This window comes from Planktomarina temperata RCA23, from assembly GCF_000738435.1.
Classification (GTDB): Bacteria; Pseudomonadota; Alphaproteobacteria; order Rhodobacterales; family Rhodobacteraceae; genus Planktomarina; species Planktomarina temperata.
The window spans coordinates 1,992,409-2,012,956 of record NZ_CP003984.1 but is presented as its reverse complement, the minus strand read 5'-3'; the positions used below and the strand labels follow the sequence as shown (position 1 = coordinate 2,012,956).

The window sequence follows — 20,548 nt, the reverse complement described above, 5'->3', positions numbered from 1 at the left end:
TTGATGACGCAAGGTCATATCCCAGGCGCAATTCAGGGGATTGCCAGACGGGGCTTGCCTGCACTAAAGCGCGATTCAGCGTCAGATTAGGAGCTCAAAATGTTTCAGGTTCATGCCACAGCGCGTTTGCGTCCGTCGCCCTTCTTCAATTCGGTGGTTGCCGAGGGCTGTACCAATGCCTCGATCTACAATCGGATGATTTTGCCGGCGAGCTTTGGCGATAAGGATAAGGAATATTGGGACCTGTTGAATGGGGTCGTCATGTGGGATGTGGGTGCCGAGCGGCAGGTGCAACTCGAGGGGCCCGATGCTGCCAAATTGGCGCAGATCCTGAGCCCGCGCGACTTGTCAAAATGCAAAATCGGGCAGGGCAAATATGTGCCGCTTTGCAATCACGACGGTATTTTGATCAATGATCCGATCTTGCTCAAACTGCGTGAAGATTTGTTTTGGTTCTCGATTGCGGACAGTGATATTTGGTTCTGGGCCCGCGCGATTGCGGCAGAGCGTGGTTTGGATGTCAAAATTTCTGAACCGGATGTCTCGCCCTTGGCGGTGCAGGGGCCAAAAGCCGGCGCGGTTGTGTCGTCAATCTTTGGCGACTGGGTGCATGATCTGAAGTATTTTTGGTTCGCAGAGAGTGAAATCAACGGAATTCCTGTTGCCGTGCAGCGTTCGGGCTGGTCCAAACAGGGCGGGTTTGAGATTTACCTGCGCGATGGAACGCGCGGCGATGAGCTATGGAACATCGTCAAAGAGGCCGGCGCGCCTTTTGGCATTGGCAACGGTGGGCCAACCTCCCCTGAGCGGACGGAAAGCGGACTGGTGAGCTGTGGCTCTGACAGCGATGACACCACCAATCCCTATGAGGTGCGTTTGGGCAATTATATTGACCTGGATGTTCCCGATGATGTCATCGGTATTCAAGCGCTGCGCCGCATCCATGCGGAAGGTCCCAAACGTCATCAGCTGGGGTTGATCTTAGAGGGCGACACGCCCGATCCTTTGAGCTTCCACTGGGAAGATATCACCGTAGATGGGCAGAAGGTCGGCGATATGACCAATTGTGTTTGGTCCCCGCGTCTGAGCAAAAACATCGGCTACGCCTTGATCTCACGCAGCTGCACGATCGGCGACACAGTGACCTTGTCCCGCTCTGGCGGTCGCAAGGTCGTGGCAACGCTGGTGGATATGCCATTTTTGTGACGACAGCCCCCAAGACAGGCGCTGCGAGCTGGGGGCAAGATCATTGCCTCCGGCTTTGCGAGTCGCGCCCTAGGGTTTGGTTCAATTTTTTGGCGCTGGGAAACATAAATAAATAATTGAAAAAATTATACAAAAAGGCATGGTTAACAAAACTGCAGGCAGGCCTGCGGCGAGCGGATCGTATGCCAAAAACACATTTAAAACAGTAGGTGCCATCACGATCGGATAGACCGTAGATGCCTTCTCCAAAACCGGTGAAAATGCGGATCGAAAGAGCAACACGGCCGCCGGCATAAAGAAAATGATGGAGGTATTGAAGCTGCCGACCAATTCTGGGAATAGCGAGTCAAAGAATGCAAAACCTTTGCTGATACGGAAGGAATGAAAGACGGAGTGCACGAAGAAGCACAGGCTGAACGCTGCGCCAGTGAGGCCGGAAATTTTTGCTAATTTCATAATGACATGTCCAAAGGTTTGTTTAGTTTGAATGAGTTTTACACTACTAAGCTCCGAGTTTGATCTCAAATGAAATCTGCTGACTAAGACCTCTGCATACCCCAACCGCCACGCCAAAACACTTTGCCCGGTGGCAACACCGGGCTGCGCCTGCCTGCCCCCCGGCAAGCGCTGCCCTCATTTTGTGTTGAAATGGCGTTATGCAGGGGTCTTGGATGTGTAGGGCGGACCACACCGAAATACTCAGCCATTTCCATCTCCACCCGCAGATATGCCAGGTCATTTCATGAGCGGCGTGTTTCAGTCCGGTCACCAATGATCGAAGCTGGCGCGGCTCTTGCGACATATCGCAACAAGACAGGGCGCAGGTGTTTGGCGGTGGATTTTACGCAAAACAGCTGCGAAGTCTTGACCCATAGTTTATTCGGTGGTCTTTGAGGTCAATGGAATGAAGAGGACGGTCTGCTCATGAAAAAACTATATGGATCCGCCAGCGAGGCTCTCGAAGGGCTGTTGTTTGACGGGATGTTTATTGCCGCCGGGGGCTTTGGTCTGTGTGGTTTGCCGGAAAATCTATTGGCCGCAATAAGAGACGCTGGCACCAAGGATTTGACCTTTGCGTCGAACAATGCCGGTGTGGATGATTTTGGCATTGGCATCTTGCTTCAAACGCGGCAGGTGAAAAAGATGATCTCCTCCTATGTGGGCGAGAATGATACATTTATGAAGCAATATCTCTCTGGTGAGCTGGAGCTTGAATTCAACCCTCAGGGCACTTTGGCAGAACGGATGCGCGCCGCAGGTTGTGGGATTCCGGGGTTTTATACAAAAACCGGAGTGGGCACCGTGATTGCCGAGGGCAAGGAGCATAAAGAGTTTAATGGAGAGACCTATATTCTCGAAACCGGGCTCTTTGCAGATGTGTCGATCGTCAAAGCCTGGAAGGCCGATGAGACGGGCAATTTGATTTTCCGCAAGACGGCGCGGAACTTTAACCCGCCGGCGGCCATGTGTGGTAAGGTCTGCATTGCGGAGGTGGAGGAGATTGTCCCCACGGGCAGCTTGGATCCCGATCACATTCATCTGCCGGGCATCTATGTGCACCGGCTCATTCAAGGCAGCCATGAAAAACGGATCGAACAACGTACAGTGAGGGCATCATAATGGCCACAGAGACAAAAGGCTGGGACCGCAACCAAATGGCCGCGCGGGCCGCGCAAGAGCTGGAAGATGGCACCTATGTTAATCTGGGCATTGGGATTCCAACGCTTGTGTCCAACTATATCCCCGAGGGGGTTGAGGTGACCTTGCAGTCGGAAAACGGCATGCTCGGCATGGGACCGTTTCCAACCGAAGATGAGGTGGATCCTGATCTGATCAACGCGGGCAAGCAAACGATTACCGAATTGCCGCAAACCGCTTATTTTGACAGCGCAACCTCCTTTGGAATGATTCGCGGCGGCAAGATTGCCATGGCGATCCTCGGTGCGATGGAAGTGGCGGAAAATGGCGATTTGGCCAATTGGATGATCCCCGGCAAGTTGGTCAAAGGTATGGGCGGCGCCATGGATCTGGTGGCCGGTGTCGGCCGGGTTGTCGTGGTCATGGATCACACCAACAAGAGGGGCGAAAGCAAAGTTCTGCCTGCCTGTAGCCTGCCACTCACGGGCGCTGGCGTTGTGGATCGTATCATCACCAATCTTGGGGTGTTGGATGTGGTTGAGGGCGGATTGGCAATCGTGGAGACGGCGGAGGGCGTCAGCGAGGCAGATCTTCGCGCCGCGACGCTGGCGACGATCGTCTCCTAACGCGCTTTGCGACCGGCTTGAGTGCTACAAAACAGCTTAAACAGCTGCATAGCGTCGCCCCCGCGCAGAGATGACAGCAGCGCTTGTCTGGGGCGATGATCAATTTTGGGGATTCACGGCGGCAGCGGTTTGTGAGGGATTTCTGCTTCACAGAGCAGCCAAGCCCAAAGCACTTTGCCCGGTGGCAACACCGGGCTGCGCCGGCCTGACCCCCGGTTTATCTGTCGGAGCTCTCCCATCTTGGATTGATCCAGGGGGCTCTGTTGTCTTTGGGCAGCGGTTGCTTGCCCAGGATGTGATCGGCGCCTTTTTCGCCCACCATAATAGATGGCCCGTTCAGGTTTCCATTGGGGATGCGTGGGAAGATAGAGCTGTCGACCACGCGCAGCGCGTCCACCCCAATCACCCGGCATTCGGAATCCACCACGGCCATAGGATCCTCTGTGCGACCCATTTTGCAGGTGCCGCAGGGATGGTAGGCGCTTTCCACATGCTCACGGATGAACCCGTCCAGCTCGGCGTCGCTTTGCACCGATGCGCCCGGTTGAATTTCCTTGCCGCGAAATGGGTCAAAGGCCGATTGGCCAAAAATTTTGCGGGTCAAGCGGATGCAATGGCGAAAATCGCTCCAATCCTGCGGATCGGACATATAGTTGAATAGGATCTTTGGATCGTCGTTTGGATCACGAGAGCGCAGGGTTACGGATCCACGCGAGGCAGAGCGCATGGGGCCAACATGGGCTTGGAACCCGTGGCCTTCGGAGGCGGCGCGCCCATCATAGCGCACCGCGATCGGTAGGAAATGATATTGAATATCAGGGTAGCGCACCCCCGGTTTTGAGCGCAAAAAGGCACAGGATTCAAAGGCATTTGACGCGCCGGGGCCGGATTTATTGATGAGCCATTCCAAACCTACGCGGAGTTTTCCAAAGAAATTCCAATATTTGTAGAGCGTAATGGGCTGCAGGCAGGCCTGCTGAATGTAAAGCTCCAGATGATCTTGCAGGTTTTGCCCCACGCCGGGCCGATCAGCCTGCACCTCAATCCCCAGTTGCGTCAACTGCGCGGCGGGGCCTATGCCGGAAAGCAGCAGGAGTTTGGGAGAGTTAATCGCGGAGGCGGCAACAATCACCTCGCGGCGGGCGCGGATCACTGAGATATTTTGCCCTTTTGACACTTCCACCCCAATGGCGCGGCCGTCTTTCAGGACAATGCGGCGTGCCAGGCATTTGTGCAGCGTCAGATTGGGGCGCTTTAGGGCTGGCTTGAGATAGGCATTGGCCGCCGACCAGCGCCGGCCGCGCCAGACGGTCTGCTCCATTGCGCAAAACCCCTCCTGCTGCGCGCCGTTGTAGTCTTTGGTGACTTCGAACCCCGCCTGGCGGCCGGCCTCCACAAAGGCTTGATGCAGCGGGATGTCGCGCTTGCCGCGGGTGATATGCAGCGGTCCGCTTTTGCCGCGCCAATCGGGATCGCCGCCCTGGCCGCTCTCGTGCCAATTCTCCATGCGCAGAAAATAGGGCAGCACATCGGCGTAGGACCACCCTTCCGCCCCGCTTTGGACCCAATGGTCGTAATCGCCTGCATGGCCACGCACATAGACCATGCCATTGATCGAGGAGGAGCCACCGATCACCTTGCCGCGGGGGCAGGCCAATTGCCGCCCGCCCAAATGCGGCTCTGGTTCAGAGCGATACCCCCAATCATAGAGGGGCATATTCATCGGATAGGAGAGTGCGCCGGGCATTTGAATAAAAGGCCCCGAATCGCTGCCCCCATATTCGAGCACGATCACGGAATATTGACCATCTTCAGACAGCCGGGCCGCCATGGCTGAACCCGCCGAACCCGATCCGATTATGACAAAATCCGCTTCCATATATCCTCCAGTTTGCGCCAGCTTGGCATAAACTACCGCCAGAGCAAGGGGGCAGCGGTCGCGCTGATAAAAAATACCCGCTCTGTGATTAAATTTTGCCAAAATATGCGCAAACCTCGTGGTTTTAGAAAGTTATTTTATGCGTATTCTTGCGGTCACCACCCTGCGAAACGAAGCCCCTTATATCGTTGAATGGGTGGCTCATATGCGCGCGATCGGTGTGACGGATCTGTTGGTCTATACCAATGATTGCGATGATGGCACTGATGCCCTGCTTGCGGTATTGGCCAAACAGGGGGTGCTACATCATATCGTGCAGCAGGTGCCAAAGGGGACAAGCCCGCAATGGCAGGCGCTCAAAGCGGCTTGGAAGCATCCTTTGCGCAAGAGCTGCGATTGGGCCGTGGCCTGTGATGTGGATGAATTTATAAATGTGCATCTGGGCGAGGGCAGCTTGCATGATCTCATCGCGGCTGTGCCAGATCAGACCGACGCGATTGCGATGCCGTGGCGTCTATTCGGCAATGCTGGGATTGATCGGTTCGAAGATCGTCCCATTACGGAGCAATTTCAACAGGCGATCCCAGCCGATGCCATGTTCCCAATTGCCGCAACATTTTTCAAAACAGTTTTCAAACCTGCCGGCCCGTTCAACGGGTTTGGTGTGCACCGTCCGAAGCAAAAAGATGCAGCGAAGCATCCGCGGCCCTATTGGATTGCCTATGATATGGAGCAAAACGCTACATTGCTTGGGCAAATGCCGCAACGTATGTCTTTGATCGGCATGGCGCGGGGCGTGCGGTCCGTCGAATGCAATCACTATTCTTTGCGGTCGGCTCAGAGTTTTTTGATGAAACACGCGCGGGGCTTGCCAAACCGATCCAGCAAACCGATTGATTTGGCCTATTGGGTGCAGCGCAACTTTAATACAGAACATAACCCGTCAATAGACCGAAGCAGGCGCGCGCGGATCGCAGAAATGCAACGCCTTCTGGCGCTCAAGGATGTTGCACAGGCCCATCAAGCAGGTGTGGAGCATCATCAAAATCGCATTGCACATATTCTCGGGCAACCCGAAGGTTACGAGTTATACTGCGATATTTTAATGGCCGCAGAGGGGCGTATCTTACCGGATCACAAAGCCAGGGAGATGTTTCAGCTTTACCAAAAATTGAAACACAGAGAATAATACTCAAAAGGGGGCAATTTTTGGAAAATCACCTGTGCTCTTCACCAGATATAAATAATTTGATGCAATAACTGCACTATTGGAAGCAACCTGCGGGGGCAAAAATGCAAATATTGGTGACGGGTGGCGCTGGATTCATTGGATCGGTTGTGGTGCGCCGTGCCGTGAATGCGGGCCACTTCGTGACCAATTATGACGCCCTGACGGCAGCCGCAAGTCTTGGGGATATTTGGGATCTTGAGGAAGCTGACAATTACCAATTGGTGTTGGGCGACATTAGCGATCGCAATAAACTCAAAAAACTGATCCAGGTCGCCCGACCCCAATTGGTGTTCCACTGCGCTGTTGAAACGCTCCGGGCCTGGCCCTTGGGCGGTGAGGAACGGTGCCTCGCGACAAATATGACCGGCACGGCCATCTTGCTGGAGCTCCTACAAGAGTTTTGGACGGCCAATAATATGCGCGACGAGGCAAGATTTGTGCAGCTTTGTGCCGCCCGAGCAGATTTGCCCAAGGACCTATCTTCTGTTCAAGACACTGTGTTGATTGCACAGGATATGGTTGCCAATTGGGGCCAAGAGACAGGCATCTCGGTCACGCAATTCCATGCGGGCCAGATCTTTGGCCCTGGGCAAAGGTTCTGCAATGAGATTGAACGCCTTTGGCAGGATTTGGATGCCGGTCACGAGTCGCATGGGCTTGAAGCCAAAAATTGGGTGAGCGTGTCGGATCTAGCTTATACGATGCTGGCGCAGGGCGTAAGCGCCGCGGCGCCATCCCGGATGAATATAGGAACGCCGCATTGGCTCACGGATCGGGAAATGCAAGATATTATTGGCCAGGTGGCGCGCGGTTCTGACACCAAACGCGCGCCCAATACGCCCGCGGGTATGATGACAGCATTTGATCAAGTGCTGGATGTGCCGCTCGAAGATCGCGTGTCACAAACCTTGTCCTGGCTAGCAGATTGGCGCGGATGGCCTCCGGTGGATAGGGGCGCCGCGCGCCGCCGCGCGCAGAGTTAATTGCATCTGAACAGAGCGAATAGCGTCAGGATCCTAGACTGGCGCTTGCGCCGCAGCCCATGGAAAATCTAACCCACATTTGGCTTATATTCCGCTGGTCGTTAGGCGCAAATCTGCATAAACTGCCTATAGATTATCAAGAGGATGCAGACGCATGGTGCTGATGTCGGGCGGGCAAGCCGTTGTTCAAACATTAATATCTCTGGGCGCGCGCTCTGGTTTTGGGGTCCCAGGTGAGAGCTATCTGACCGTATTGGATGCTTTTTGCGACGCACCCGGTTTTCGCTTCATTGGCTGCCGAAATGAAGGCGGTGCGGCTTTTATGGCGGAGGCCTGGGCGAAGTTAACCGGAGAGGTGGGCCTGTGTTTCGTCACCCGCGGTCCTGGCGCCACCAACGCCAGCATCGGGGTGCATACGGCGATGCAAGCCTCAACGCCGATGCTGCTCTTCGTTGGTCAGGTTGGGCTCGAACATCAAGGTCGCGAAGCGTTTCAAGAGCTGGATTACCGCCAAGTCTTCGGTCCCATTGCAAAATATGCCACCGAAATTACCGATGTGTCGCGCACCCCGGAAATCATCCGCCGGGCGTGGTCTATGGCCATCTCAGGCCGTCCTGGTCCGGTGGTGGTCGCACTGCCGGAGGATGTCTTAACACAATCTGCCGAGATTGAGATCCCAACCACTGAGATCCTGGCCCCAAAATCGGCAGCGGTTGCAGCGGATCTGGAGCAGTTGGCGGTCAAGCTACAAAGCGCTGAGCGCCCCGTGATCTTGGCCGGTGGCGGCCGATGGGACGCTCAGGATCGCAGCGCATTGCAGGCCTGTGCGCATAAGTTGAACATTCCGGTGGTCACGGGTTTTCGCTATCACGATCTTTTTGACAATACAGATCCGCTTTTTGTCGGTGAGGCGGGCGTTGGCATGACCGCCAATACCAAACGCGTCCTCACGGAGGCGGATGCGGTCCTGGCCGTCAACCTGCGCTTTGGCGAGATGACGACCGATGCTTTCACCCTCTTTGGCGCCAATCGCGGCGCACAATGGATTGCGCAATCGCATCGTTCAGGTGATGAGTTTCACAAATATGTTGCGCCTAATTTGAGCATGATTTCCGATCCCGCCCCGCTGCTGCAAGGGCTGATGGCGCGGCTAGAGGCCGCCGCCATGCGTCAAGATCCGGCTTGGGCCAAATCAGCGCGTGCAGGATTTGAGGCCGCGCAAACCGCCAAGGCCCAACCGAGCCCGGTTGATATGGGCGTGGTCACACGCACTGTCCAGGCAATGTTGCCCGCAGATGCCATCGTCTCCAATGGCGCAGGAAATTTCGCCATTTGGCCCAATAAATTTATGCAGTTTTCTCAGCACCAGCGGCTGCTTGCGCCGCAGTCGGGCGCCATGGGCTATGGCCTGCCAGCGGCAATTGCCGCGAAGGTTGAGTATCCAGAGCGCTGCGTGGTCTGTTTTGCTGGCGATGGTGATTTCCAAATGAACTGCCAAGAGCTTGGGGCCGCGTTGCAAGCCCAGGCTCGGCCCATCGTGCTGATCGTCAACAATGGCAGCTATGGCACCATACGCATGCACCAAGAGCGACATTTTCCGCGGCGTGTCAGCGGCACCGAAATGATCAACCCGGATTTTACAACTCTGGCGCGGGCCTATGGTTTTCACGGCGAGCGGGTCGCGCGCACGGAGGAATTCGCCGATGCCTTTTCCCGCGCCCTGGCCAGCCCGACCGGTGCCGTTCTCGACCTTAATGTGGCATCCGAGGCGATCACGCCCGCAATGACGATCAAAGATCTACAGGCGCTTTCAGAGCATTAGAGCGCCAGCGCCAGCCGGGTACCTTGGTCAATCGCGCGGCGTGCGTCCAATTCCGCCGCCACGTCGGCGCCGCCAATTAAATGCGCCTGTGGCAAATCCACAGCTAGGCTGCGCTCCGGTTCTTGTCCGGCGCAAAGAACGATGCTGTCCACCTGCAACAGGCGCGCAGTGCCGGCCTGGATGATATGCAGCCCAGCATCGTCGATCTTTTCATAACTCACCCCAGCCATCATCTGCACCCCGCGTTTGGCCAGATTTGTGCGGTGAATCCAACCGGTGGTCTTGCCCAGGCCCGCGCCCACTTTCTTGGACTTGCGTTGCAACAAAAAGACCTCACGGGCGGCAGGGGAGATCTGTGGCACCATGCCTTCGACGCCGCCACGGGCTTGAAAGCTCATATCAATGCCCCATTCCTTCATGAAGGTCTCGATATCTTGACTGGCCGAGGGACCGCTATGGATCAAATATTCGCTGATATCAAAGCCGATGCCACCGGCGCCAATCACCGCAACGCGCGGACCGACGGGCGCGCCTGATATCACATCGAGGTAACCCAAAACCTTGGGATGATCGATGCCGGGAATATCCGGTCGGCGCGGAATGACGCCGGTGGCCAAGATCACCTCATCGAATGCGGCCAGCGTTGCTGCCGCGACCCGATGGTTCAATTTCAATGTGACTCCGCTGAGCTCAATTTCCTTGTTGAAATAGCGTAAAGTTTCATAAAATTCCTCTTTTCCAGGTATTTGCTTGGCAATGTTAAACTGCCCTCCAATCTGGTTTGCGGAGTCAAACAGGGTCACTTTATGACCACGCCGGGCGGCTGTTGTCGCTGCTGCGAGCCCGGCCGGCCCCGCGCCAACCACGGCGATCTGTTTGATCGTTTGGGCTGGCCTGAGGTGCATATGCGTTTCATTACAGGCGAAAGGGTTGACCAAGCAGGAGGTGATTTGGCCGCTGAAAATAGCATCCAAACAGGCCTGGTTACAGCCGATACAGGTATTGATTTCGTCGGATTTGCCCGCCGCGGACTTGGCGACGAATTTGGCATCTGCCAAAAATGGGCGTGCCATGGAGACCATATCCGCATCACCGCGGGCAATCACCACCTCGGCCACCTCGGGTGTGTTGATCCGATTAGATGTGATGACCGGGATCGGCATTTCGGCCCTTAGGCGCGCACTGACCCAGGTGAAGGCGGCGCGGGGCACTGAGGTGGCGATGGTTGGAATTCGCGCTTCATGCCAGCCGATACCTGTGTTGAAAATTGTGGCCCCAGCCGCTGCGATTTCATGGCCCAATGTGACCACTTCTTCGATTGAAGAGCCGCCTTCAACCAGATCAATCATCGACAAGCGAAAGATGATGATGAACTCAAGGCCGACCGCTTGTCGCACCTGCCGGACAATCTCAACGGCCAAACGGATACGGTTTTCATAGCTTCCGCCCCACTGATCGGTGCGGTGATTTGTGCGCAGGGCAATGAACTGGTTGAGTAGATACCCCTCGGAGCCCATAATCTCCACCCCGTCATATCCAGCCGATTGGGCCAGTTGCGCCGCGCGCACGAAATCGGCGATTTGCTGTTCAATCCCGGCTTGATCTAATTCTTTGGGTTTGACCGGATTGATCGGAGCCTGCAGCGGTGAGGGGGCCACCGCATTGGGGTTATAGGCGTAGCGCCCGGTGTGTAGGATTTGCATGGCGATTTTGCCGCCGGCGGCATGAACTGCATCGGTGACAATGCGGTGCTCTGCGGCCTCCTCCGGGGTGGTCATGACGGCGGCGCCAAGCCCAACGCCGCCTTCCGCATTCGGGCCAATCCCCCCGGTGACGATCAAAGCCGCACCACCGGCTGCGCGTTCGGCATAAAAGGCGGCCATACGTTCGAACCCATGCTCCGCTTCCTCAAGGCCCAAATGCATGGAGCCCATGACCACTCGGTTTTTCAGCTTCGTGAAACCCAAATCAAGGGGTTGAAAAAGATGCGGATAATGGGGGTTGGACATAGGGACCTCAAGATGTGTGATGCGAACAGATCATGGGGTTTATCCTATGATTGCAAGCGTTCCGTCACGGAAGACTGGGATCAGAGCTGGCCGGCCTCCGTCAAAACCTTTCGCGCGGCGCGGAAACATTCCAAGGCCTGCGGCACGCCGCAATAGATGCCGATCACGTGAATAATCGCGCGGATCTCTTCAACGGTGACCCCATTGTTCAGCGCTCCTTTGCAATGCAATTCCCATTCATGCATTTTCCCCAAGGCGCCAATCATCGACAGGTTCATCATTGAGCGCGTTTTGGCGTCAATCACATCATCGCCCCAGCCAAAGCCCCAACACCAGGCGGTCATCGCCTCTTGGAAAGGCCGGGTAAATTCATCGGCCGCGGCAAGATTTTGGGTGACATATTCCGCGCCCAGCGTGGCTTTGCGCTGCTCTAAACCTTTGAGAAACAGATCTTCGTCGAAAGTGCTCATGTGGTGTCCTTTCCATAGTTTTGTGGCAGTCTGCATTATTTTTCGGCAGGTGACAGGTGTTTTTGGCGGCGGCAGTGTTTTTCTTTCCGGCGATTTGCCTGCGCAAGATATGTTCTTTCGGCCCGCAAGGATTTAAGGTGCCTTCAAAGGAAGTGGCCGTTATGATTCATCCCTATTATACACAGGCGTCGGCGGCGTTTCACGCGGGCGTTGCCGCCGCAGATCCCGCGGAGGCGGTGCGCCGGTCATTGCCGGAATTTGACATGCCGCCTACCGTGATTGCTGTGGGAAAAGCGGCTCTGAGTATGGCCGGCATGGCGCGATCCCTTCTGGGGCCATTGCCGGCACTTGTCGTTGCCACGAACCCCGAAAATGCCGCGCGGACCGATGGGCTGCCCCCGATGCCGGAGGCGCGGATCTTTGCCGCGGCCCATCCCATTCCAGACCAAATTGGCCTTGATGCGGCGCAAGCGGTAAAAGCGGCGCTTGTTGCGGCCAGCCGGGCTGGCCGTCCGGTATTGTGCTTGATTTCCGGCGGTGGTTCGGCGCTCTTGCCTGCTCCGGTTGTGGGCGTGTCGCTTCAAGATAAAATGGCGGTGAATGCGCAGCTCTTGGCAAGCGGGGCGGATATTGAGGTGATGAACCTAATTCGCCAGCAACTGTCCGAGTTGAAGGGCGGGGGGATGCTGCGTTATGCGACGCCAAGCCCGGTGACAGCGCTGATTTTGTCGGATGTGATTGGGGATGATTTGCGGGCTGTGGCCAGCGGTCCCACGGTCTCTCCAATCGGGACAAAAGCTGAAGCACGGGATATTTTGCACCAACTTGATATATGGGAGGCCTTGCCTGAGACCGTGCGGCGGGTTCTGCTCAGCGCGGATGTGCCTCAAGACTTGCCAGATGCGCGCAATCTGTTGATCGGCTCTAATGGGCAAAGCCTTGCGGCCATGGGCGCGGCCTATCCGGCGGCAAGGTTGCATCCGCAGCCTCTCATCGGAGATGTGACTGAGGCGGTGCGAAGGGTTGCAGACATGGGGCGGGGGGCGCATGTCTTTGGCGGCGAGACAACCGTCAAGCTGACCGGCACTGGCCGTGGTGGGCGCAATCAAGATTTGGCTCTGCGGCTGGCGCTTTTGGCTGAAGCGGAGGCTTGGCAAGGCCCTTGGCTTTACCTGCAAGCGGGCACAGATGGCAGAGATGGCCCCACGGATGCGGCGGGCGGGGTGGTCTGTGAGACCACATTGGCTCAAATTCGCGCCTCTGGGCTGGATCCGGCAGGCCTGCTGGACAATAACGACGCCTATCGCGCGCTTGCGGCGGCGGGTGGTTTGCATATCACCGGTGCAACTGGCACCAATGTGGCAGATCTTGGCATCTTAATTCGCAGCTGACCTTTGCCACCTGCTGCAACCCTCAACCCATGACTTGGAGATTTTCATGCGTATTTACCTTTCTGGCGAAATTCACACCGATTGGCGAGATCAAATCATTGCGGCTTGCGGGGACCTCAACCTCGCTTTTGATGGGCCGGTGACAGATCATGCCGCCAGCGATGATTGTGGTGTTGAGATTTTGGGGGCGGAGCCGAATAAGTTTTGGCATGACCGCAAAGGCGCGCAGCTCAACGCCATTCGCACCCGCACCGGTATCGAACAAGCCGATGTCGTTGTTGTGCGGTTTGGTGAGAAATACAAACAATGGAACGCCGCTTTTGATGCCGGCTATGCGGCGGCGCTGGGCAAACCTCTTATTGTTATGCATCAAGATGAGCATCAGCACGCCCTGAAAGAAGTGGATGCCGCAGCTCTGGTGGTGGCGCAAACCCCGCAACAAGTGGCCGCAGCGCTGCGGTATGTGATGACAGGGGCTTTGCTCAAGTAAAGATCTCTGCATACCCCAGCTGCCAAGCCAAAACACTTTGCCCGGTGGCAACACCGGGCAGGCGCCGCGCTCATTTCATGTTGAAATGGCGTTATGCAGAGGTCTTAAGTAACGGAACACGGGCCGCACCGGCACCGCACCGCGAGGCCCTCTGAGATTTTGGGCCGTCAGATGTTCAGCGGTGGCACGGGCGCGCCATAGAGCCAATCACTGCGCCTATGCACCAGCGACGGGGTCAGCTGTCCGGCCAGCCAAATCGGCGCATAGGCCATCAGCTGCGCCAATCGGCTTGATTTGTGAAATAGCTGTAGGTTTTGCGCCGACACCCGCTGGACCCTGCTGCTGCGGTCAATACGCTGGGCATAGTGCCGGGCGCAGGCGGCGACAATATCAGGCCCCACCGCCGCGCCAAGCACGCGCGCCAGGTGATAGCCATCCTCGAGCGATTGCACCGCACCCTGTGCCATAGAGGGCAGCATTGGATGGGCCGCATCGCCCAGAAGCATCACATGGCCGTCCTGCCATTTTGGCAATGGGGCCCTGTCAAAGAGTGCCCATTTGTGCAGCACCTCTGCCTGTTCGAGTATCGCCAAGAGGGGCGGGGCCCAGCCGTTGAAATCCGCCAGGGCCTCTTGCCGATCGCCCGTGCGGCTCCAGCTTTCCTCGCGCCAAGTCCTTTGCTCGACAATACCCACAAAATTGACCAAAGCCCCGCCGCGCACATAGGTGGTGACCGCGTGTTTTTTGGGCCCGGCCCAGATGCAGCCGGAAGGCGGCGGGGCCAGAGCGCCGAGCTGTGCCGCTGGCACCAATGCGCGCCAGGCGTAATTTCCGGTAAATCGAGGCGCGTCTGTGCCAAGCATTTGGTGACGGATCCTCGAGTGAATGCCATCCGCACCGATCACCAAATCCGCCTGAATGCGCCGGCCATTTGCCAAAATCACCTCGGCACCGTCTTTGCAGGGCGCATAGCCGCGCACAGGGCAACCGGTTTGCATAGCGCCGGGTTGCAGCGCGTCCAGCCGCGCGCTTAAAGCGGTGATAAGATCGGCGCGATGCACCTGGAGGTAGCGCGCGCCCCAGCGCTGGGCGGCAACGCCCTTCATGGGCAGATAAAGGATTGGGCGCCCTGAGACACCCATTCGAATTTCGATTGCTTCGGGTTCGAAAACCGCGGGCTCAAGGCGTTCCATCACGCCGATATGTTCGAGAATTTTAACCCCATTGGGGCTGATTTGCAGCCCAGCGCCAATTTCGGTGATCTCAGGGGCCTGTTCAAACACTTGAACGTCCCAGCCGGTCAAGCGCAGGCAGATGGCGGCGCATAACCCGCCGATGCCGCCTCCGACGATCAGGGCCTGCCGGTGCATGGTCGTCTTCCTTCCCTGTGTGGGCTGTGATTGCGGGCCGCGCGGTATTGGTTTGATCCAAATTGCCACGCGTGTTGCATCAGCTCATCCACTGGCCACCGTCCACATTATAGGTCTGTGATACAATGTAATCCGCTTCGGCGGAAGCTAAGAAAACCGCCATGCCACTCAGATCGGCCGGAACCGCAAAACGGCCGGCTGGTAAGCCCGCGGCGACCTCTGTTTTCTTTTGCCCCAGCGCCTTGCCCTCCAATTTGGCAAACATAGCATCCACATGTTCCCAATGCGCCCCATCCACGACCCCGGGGGCGATGGCATTCACATTGATACCATATTTGATCAAGTTCAGCCCAGCCGATTGCGTCATGGAAATCACGGCCGCCTTGGTGGAACAGTAGACCAAAACCAGGCTTTCGCCGCGCCGTCCGGCTTGCGATGCCATATTGATGATCTTGCCGCCATGGCCCTGTGCAATCATCTGGCGAGCCGCGGCCTGCATGGTAAAGAGTGTCCCGGCCACATTGACCGCATAGAGCCGCTCATAGCTTTCGCGGGTGATATCGACGGTTTCAGCCGCATCAAAGAGGGCGGCATTGTTCAGAAGAATGTCGATTTTTCCGGTCTTGGCCACGACTTGAGCCAGTGCTGCATCAATGCTGGTTTGATCGGTCACATCCAGCGGCACCGCATAGGCCCCTTTGCCCAGCTGAGCTGCCGTAGTCTCTGCGGCGTCGAGATTGATATCTGCGATGGCGACGGTTGCGCCTTCTTCGAGATATTTTTCCGCAAAGCCGCGCCCAATGCCGCGCGCGGCGCCGGTGATGAGGGCGGATTTTCCGTTCAACCTGGTCATGTCTTTGTCCTTTGTGATCTACTTATCCTCCGGCTTATCCGTGTTCTATGCGCTTTTCCAATTTTAGCTGACATTTTCAGCGCCGCTAGCACCGAAGGCCCGCACTGCCGCGATTTTGGGAGGTGTCATTCTTGCTTGCCAGATTGCGCAATCTGCCCCCTGGGGGGATTGGGCAGAGGCTTTTGCGTCAGAGCGATGACCGCACCCAAAAGCAGCAGTCCTGATGCGCCCAGAAGGCTGATGCCGATGTCGCCGGCCAAGTCTCCCAATAGCCCGGCAGCATAGGGCCCAAGGGTCTGCGCAACGGCAAAGACGACCGTGAAAAGGCTGATGGCCGCCCCCCAGCTGTGCGCCGGCAGGTTTTGACGGGCAAAATTGGTCACGGCACTGGGGGCCATAAATACCGAAAGGCCAAAAATAACCGCAGCAATCAACAAAGATATGTTTCCAGGAAACAGCACCGGCAGCGCCGATCCCAAAGCGATGCAGGTTAAAATCATGGCCAATGGCAGGCCTGAGGCGTGGCGCGCAAGGATAGCTCGCCACACCAAGGGGGAAATACATATGCTCAACCCCAAGAGTATCCAAACAGCCGCGATGAAGCTGGCGCTGGCGGCCTGCTGTGTCATCCAGGCGGATAAAAATGTCAAAAACACGATATAGCCCAATCCAAAGCCAGCATATCCGGCCAATTGTGCCCAGATTTGAGAGATTGGCAGGGGCGCTCGGGCTTTTGCTTGCGGCGGCGCTGGACGCTTGAGCTTTGCGGCTGACCACAGGCACAGTGGTAAAAATAGCAAGCAGATTGCAGCGATTATGACCCAGGCTAAGGGCCAGTGATCCGCGCCGTAATGATCTAAAAACAGCGGCAGGCTCGCGCCTGATAAAACAATTGCCAAGCCGCCACCGGTTCCAAATAAGATGGCAATGGCCAGGGCATTGCGGCGCGGATCATTTGGAAACAGCCCAGCGGCCAAAACGCCGGCAGTGGAGAAAGACATGGCCCCAAAAAAGCCGACCAAAACGCGCCACAGAGTTTGCCACCAAAGCTCCGCGATCAACCCGGTCGCCAGCAGCGCCAGGTTGGTGGTGATCAATCCAAAGGAGAATAGAGATGTCGCCGAATAGCGCCCGATCATGAGCATCGTCACCACAGCGCCCGCGATATAGCCCAGCGCATTGGCCGTATTGAGCCACCCGGCTTGGGCATAGTTCCACCCCAAATCCGACTGCATTGCCGGCAATATCAACCCATAGGCAAATCGGGCAAAGCCATTGGTCACCGTCACCCCCAGCGCCAGCCCTGCCAGCACCAACCACGGCCGTTTGTGTAGCTCTGTCACCTCGGTGTGTTCCTATGTCTGGTTACGTGATGGGCCTTAAGTGGGCGCAAGGCTTTGCCTTTGTTCGGTGAGGCTAGGCGATTGAGCCAGCCGGGTCCAGCGGCACTTGCACAGAAACAAATTGCCAAAGCCTGGGCCGCGCCCTAGGTTTTGGCTCAAATGCCGGAAGGCGCGATAATTGGGAGAGTGATATGCCGCAAACTGCAGATACCAACCGCCGAGTGGTTCTCTCCGAGCGGCCAAATGGCCTGCCGGATGCCAAGACTTTGCAGTTGGAGCATAGCGAGGTGCCCACACCCGGTGCGGACCAGGTGCTGTTGCGCACGCGTTACCTGTCGCTTGATCCTTACATGCGCGGGCGCATGAATGACGCCAAGTCCTATGCGGAGCCTGTCAAATTAGGTGAGGTCATGACCGGGCAGGTGGTGGCAGAAGTCATGCAAAGCAATTGCGAGGGCTACGCGCCTGGCGATCATGTTCTGGCCGGAAGCGGCTGGCAAGACTATGCGCTCAGCGATGGCACTGATCTGCGAAATCTTGGTCAAACGCCCCAAAATCCCTCTTGGTATTTGGGTATTTTGGGGATGCCAGCCTATACAGCCTATGCGGGTTTGCTTGAAATTGGCGCGCCGCAGCCGGGAGAAACCGTTGTGGTGGCGGCGGCCTCTGGACCGGTGGGCGCAACTGTGGGGCAAATCGCCAAGATCAAAGGCTGCCGCGTGGTCGGGATCGCTGGCGGCCCGGAAAAATGTGCCCATGTGGTTGAGAATTTGGGATTTGACGCCTGTTTGGATCACAAGTCTGAAACCTTCGCGGCTGATCTGAAAGCTGCCTGCCCGCAGGGCGTGGATATTTACTTCGAAAATGTGGGCGGCAAGGTGCTTTATGCGGTGCTGCCGCTGTTGAATGCCTTTGCCCGCATGCCCGTTTGCGGTGTGGTGTCGTGGTATAATCTCTCTGGTTTGCCGGATGGGCCTGACTTTGGACCGGCCATCATGGGTACGATCTTGCGGATGAAGGTGAAAGTGCAAGGCTTCATCATCTATGACAGCTTTCCGCCCAGTCTGTTCAAGGACTTCATTCGCGACATGACCGGATGGCTGGAAAGCGGGGAGGTCACATACAAAGAGCAAGTGATCGACGGCCTGGAACACGCCCCCGCAGCGCTCAATGACCTGCTTTTGGGCAATAGTTTCGGTAAAATGGTGGTCAAGGTGGGCTAGGTGCCGATTGTGGCGCGTTTTTGGCACCCTATGCCCGGGCTCGAAAATTCGGAACCGCACCGGCGGGCTGCGATCCTCTGCCCTTAAGCTCTATTGTTGTTCACGCAGAGTTCAGATATCTTACCGCCCGGTAACCCGTTCAAGGCGAAGTGAAATAAGTGACTGAAAACAAGCAAGATATCCTAACATCTTCCGCCCGCCTATCGGTGGCCCCGATGATGGCTTGGACGAGTTCTTTTTTAAATTCAAACACTTGAAATGCAGCGTGTGCACCATCTGTGCAACATGAGATAGCCTTCTGCCGCGCCATATCGGGCGTTTGGCGGGTGCGCGGATTTGGTCAAATTGAAACGCATTGGAGCCAGAACGACTTAAGGCTCCAGCAATCCTGCAACTGGAATCCGTCATTTCTCTGGCACTGCGCCGATCAAGGATTTTGCACGGTGATGGGCTGCGTGCCGGTGCAATTGTTGCCTTCGATCTTTGTCCCCAAGTCTTGGCGCTGGATCAACATTCTTGGAGTGCTGACTGGTTTCACCCTCAAATCACGCATGCTGATCGTTCAGCAACGGTCCCAAAGGTGGTAACAGGTGACGCAGTAGCGAGCGCCCCTGGCAGCCGTCACGACCTTTCGCCACGTCGCTTTCGCTCTGCTTCGTCCCAAGCGATCAAAGGTTGATAATCTGGCACAAAGCCAAGGCCTTTTTGCGCATCAGACGACACCGCATCCTGAGAGGTGATGACGTCGATGACTGCGGGAGCGTTCTTCAGGCCGCGCTGGATCGCACCTTCGAGATCGCCAGGGTTTTCGACCCTTTCGCCATGCGCCCCAAGCGCGCGGGCCATGGCGGCATAGTCGGAATGCCTGAGAGTGGTGCCCACGATCCGGCCCCCATAGTTGACCTCCTGATCGTAGCGCTCGATGTTCCAGGCTGCATTGTTTGAGACGATGAAAACTGCCTTCGCACCGTGTCGTACGGCCGTGTCGATTTCCATCGCGTTGAACCCAAAGGCGGGCATTGTCGGCGTCATCACGCCGTGGAACCTTCCGCTGAACCAAGCCGCCCGTGCCATTGCGCCTGCGCTTGTGGCTGGCAACGTCATCGTCGCAAAACCATCCGAGATCACCTCGCAAACCACTATCGAGATGGCACGACTGGCAACCGAAGTCGGGTTTCCGAACGGGGTCATCAACATCGTGCTCGGCACCGGCAAGGAGGTGGGCGAGGCTATCGTTCGCAACCCCGATGTGCGCAAGGTTGCCTTTACCGGGTCCGTCGGGGTAGGGCGCGCCATCGGCCACATTGCTGCCGATCGGATCATCCCGCTGACGCTGGAACTTGGCGGTAAGTCCGCCAACATTGTTTTTGACGACGCGGACATCGATACTGCCGCAACCGAAGCCGTCAAGGGCTTTACCCTCAATGCCGGTCAGGTTTGCTCGGCCGGGACGCGTGTCCTGGTGCAGCGTTCGGTCTACGATGTGTTCCTGGAAAAGATGAAGTCTGCGGTCCAGGCCATTGTTCCTGGTGAAAACCTTGGCCCGATCATCACGCCGGCTCAATTCCAGCGCGTGCAAAGCTTCTTCAAGGTTGCCGAAGGGGACGGTGCGCGGCTCGTGCACGGTGGTGCGGCGGCAGAGGGGGATGGATTTTACATCCAGCCCACGGTCTATGCCGATGTCTCGAACGACATGCGCATCGCACAGGAAGAGATCTTTGGCCCCGTCGGAGTCGTCATTCCCTTTGACACCGAAGAAGACGCAATCCGCATCGCCAATGACAGCGATTACGGCCTCATCGGCACGGTCTGGAGCCAGAACATCAGTCGTGCGCTGCGGGTGGCCGACCGGATCGATGCCGGGCAGATCTTTGTCAATGTCTGGAATACGATGTCGGTGCAGACCCCGTTTGGTGGCTACAAGAACTCAGGCTATGGTCGCGAAAAGGGGATCGAGGCGATTCATCATTATTCTCATCTCAAGACGGTGACGGTAAAGATCTGAGCCTGCGAT

19 protein-coding genes are annotated in these 20,548 nt (G+C 56.8%); 11 read left to right on the top strand and 8 right to left on the bottom strand.

The window, feature by feature from the left end:
- The first annotated feature begins 99 nt into the window (after positions 1 to 99).
- A complete protein-coding gene (locus tag RCA23_RS09595; protein ID WP_044050127.1) occupies positions 100 to 1,206 on the top strand; it encodes a glycine cleavage T C-terminal barrel domain-containing protein in 1,107 nt (368 codons plus the stop codon).
- Between the two features lie 81 nt (positions 1,207 to 1,287).
- Here the strand turns inward: RCA23_RS09595 and RCA23_RS16020 are convergent, their stop codons facing one another.
- On the bottom strand, positions 1,288 to 1,662 hold the full coding sequence (locus RCA23_RS16020) for a hypothetical protein (RefSeq protein ID WP_052377122.1): 375 nt from the start codon (positions 1,660 to 1,662) through the stop codon (positions 1,288 to 1,290).
- Between the two features lie 468 nt (positions 1,663 to 2,130).
- Here RCA23_RS16020 and RCA23_RS09585 point away from each other — a divergent pair, with 468 nt between their 5' ends.
- Both RCA23_RS09585 and RCA23_RS09580 read left to right on the top strand, forming a co-directional pair.
- Positions 2,131 to 2,826, top strand: coding sequence for a CoA transferase subunit A (locus RCA23_RS09585; RefSeq protein WP_044050126.1), 696 nt, complete (start codon positions 2,131 to 2,133; stop codon positions 2,824 to 2,826).
- Positions 2,826 to 3,470, top strand: a complete 645-nt coding sequence (locus RCA23_RS09580; protein WP_044050125.1) for a 3-oxoacid CoA-transferase subunit B — start codon at positions 2,826 to 2,828, stop codon at positions 3,468 to 3,470. The genes RCA23_RS09585 and RCA23_RS09580 overlap by 1 nt, the downstream gene beginning before the upstream one ends.
- A gap of 217 nt (positions 3,471 to 3,687) precedes the next feature.
- Here the strand turns inward: RCA23_RS09580 and betA are convergent, their stop codons facing one another.
- A complete protein-coding gene (betA, locus tag RCA23_RS09575; RefSeq protein ID WP_044051457.1) occupies positions 3,688 to 5,349 on the bottom strand; it encodes a choline dehydrogenase in 1,662 nt (553 codons plus the stop codon).
- Between the two features lie 139 nt (positions 5,350 to 5,488).
- Here betA and RCA23_RS09570 point away from each other — a divergent pair, with 139 nt between their 5' ends.
- The 3 genes from RCA23_RS09570 to RCA23_RS09560 all read left to right on the top strand — a co-directional run bounded on the left by RCA23_RS09570 (position 5,489) and on the right by RCA23_RS09560 (position 9,385).
- Positions 5,489 to 6,538, top strand: coding sequence for a glycosyltransferase family 92 protein (locus tag RCA23_RS09570; protein WP_052377121.1), 1,050 nt, complete (start codon positions 5,489 to 5,491; stop codon positions 6,536 to 6,538).
- A 104-nt stretch (positions 6,539 to 6,642) separates the two neighbouring features.
- Positions 6,643 to 7,563 (top strand): NAD-dependent epimerase/dehydratase family protein, encoded by a 921-nt coding sequence (locus RCA23_RS16015; RefSeq protein WP_052377120.1) that lies wholly within the window; start codon positions 6,643 to 6,645, stop codon positions 7,561 to 7,563.
- A gap of 154 nt (positions 7,564 to 7,717) precedes the next feature.
- Positions 7,718 to 9,385: a thiamine pyrophosphate-dependent enzyme gene (locus RCA23_RS09560; protein WP_044050124.1), complete on the top strand. Its 1,668-nt coding sequence runs from the start codon at positions 7,718 to 7,720 to the stop codon at positions 9,383 to 9,385.
- Here RCA23_RS09560 and RCA23_RS09555 read toward each other — a convergent pair.
- Complete coding sequence (locus tag RCA23_RS09555; RefSeq protein WP_044050123.1) at positions 9,382 to 11,394, bottom strand: NADPH-dependent 2,4-dienoyl-CoA reductase; 2,013 nt, start codon at positions 11,392 to 11,394, stop codon at positions 9,382 to 9,384. The two genes, RCA23_RS09560 and RCA23_RS09555, sit on opposite strands and share 4 nt — an antisense overlap.
- Positions 11,395 to 11,474: 80 nt before the next feature.
- Positions 11,475 to 11,864, bottom strand: coding sequence for a carboxymuconolactone decarboxylase family protein (locus RCA23_RS09550; protein WP_044050122.1), 390 nt, complete (start codon positions 11,862 to 11,864; stop codon positions 11,475 to 11,477).
- Between the two features lie 161 nt (positions 11,865 to 12,025).
- Here RCA23_RS09550 and RCA23_RS09545 point away from each other — a divergent pair, with 161 nt between their 5' ends.
- Together RCA23_RS09545 and RCA23_RS09540 are read left to right on the top strand one after the other, a co-directional pair.
- A complete protein-coding gene (locus RCA23_RS09545; RefSeq protein WP_044050121.1) occupies positions 12,026 to 13,255 on the top strand; it encodes a DUF4147 domain-containing protein in 1,230 nt (409 codons plus the stop codon).
- 46 nt (positions 13,256 to 13,301) lie between these two features.
- Positions 13,302 to 13,745, top strand: coding sequence for a YtoQ family protein (locus tag RCA23_RS09540; protein WP_430902680.1), 444 nt, complete (start codon positions 13,302 to 13,304; stop codon positions 13,743 to 13,745).
- Between the two features lie 167 nt (positions 13,746 to 13,912).
- Here RCA23_RS09540 and RCA23_RS09535 read toward each other — a convergent pair whose 3' ends face one another.
- The 3 genes from RCA23_RS09535 to RCA23_RS09525 all read right to left on the bottom strand — a co-directional run bounded on the left by RCA23_RS09535 (position 13,913) and on the right by RCA23_RS09525 (position 17,311).
- Positions 13,913 to 15,115 carry an FAD-dependent monooxygenase gene (locus RCA23_RS09535; RefSeq protein ID WP_044050120.1) on the bottom strand — a complete coding sequence of 401 codons (1,203 nt, stop codon included), beginning with the start codon at positions 15,113 to 15,115 and terminating at the stop codon, positions 13,913 to 13,915.
- Between the two features lie 79 nt (positions 15,116 to 15,194).
- The gene (locus RCA23_RS09530; protein WP_044050119.1) at positions 15,195 to 15,968 is read right to left on the bottom strand and encodes an L-iditol 2-dehydrogenase; all 774 of its coding nucleotides are present in this window, start codon (positions 15,966 to 15,968) and stop codon (positions 15,195 to 15,197) included.
- A gap of 125 nt (positions 15,969 to 16,093) precedes the next feature.
- A complete protein-coding gene (locus RCA23_RS09525) occupies positions 16,094 to 17,311 on the bottom strand; it encodes a YbfB/YjiJ family MFS transporter (RefSeq protein ID WP_052377119.1) in 1,218 nt (405 codons plus the stop codon).
- A gap of 191 nt (positions 17,312 to 17,502) precedes the next feature.
- On the opposite strand from RCA23_RS09525, the gene RCA23_RS09520 reads away from it, so the two are divergent.
- Positions 17,503 to 18,534 carry an NADP-dependent oxidoreductase gene (locus tag RCA23_RS09520; protein ID WP_044050118.1) on the top strand — a complete coding sequence of 344 codons (1,032 nt, stop codon included), beginning with the start codon at positions 17,503 to 17,505 and terminating at the stop codon, positions 18,532 to 18,534.
- A gap of 278 nt (positions 18,535 to 18,812) precedes the next feature.
- Positions 18,813 to 19,121 carry a hypothetical protein gene (locus tag RCA23_RS16540; RefSeq protein WP_169701386.1) on the top strand — a complete coding sequence of 103 codons (309 nt, stop codon included), beginning with the start codon at positions 18,813 to 18,815 and terminating at the stop codon, positions 19,119 to 19,121.
- Between the two features lie 34 nt (positions 19,122 to 19,155).
- On the opposite strand, the gene RCA23_RS16010 is transcribed toward RCA23_RS16540, so the two are convergent.
- Positions 19,156 to 19,530 (bottom strand): thiamine pyrophosphate-dependent enzyme, encoded by a 375-nt coding sequence (locus RCA23_RS16010; protein WP_201770459.1) that lies wholly within the window; start codon positions 19,528 to 19,530, stop codon positions 19,156 to 19,158.
- Here RCA23_RS16010 and RCA23_RS09510 point away from each other — a divergent pair.
- On the top strand, positions 19,517 to 20,539 hold the full coding sequence (locus tag RCA23_RS09510; RefSeq protein ID WP_236631340.1) for an aldehyde dehydrogenase family protein: 1,023 nt from the start codon (positions 19,517 to 19,519) through the stop codon (positions 20,537 to 20,539). The two genes, RCA23_RS16010 and RCA23_RS09510, sit on opposite strands and share 14 nt — an antisense overlap.
- Positions 20,540 to 20,548 lie beyond the last annotated feature (9 nt).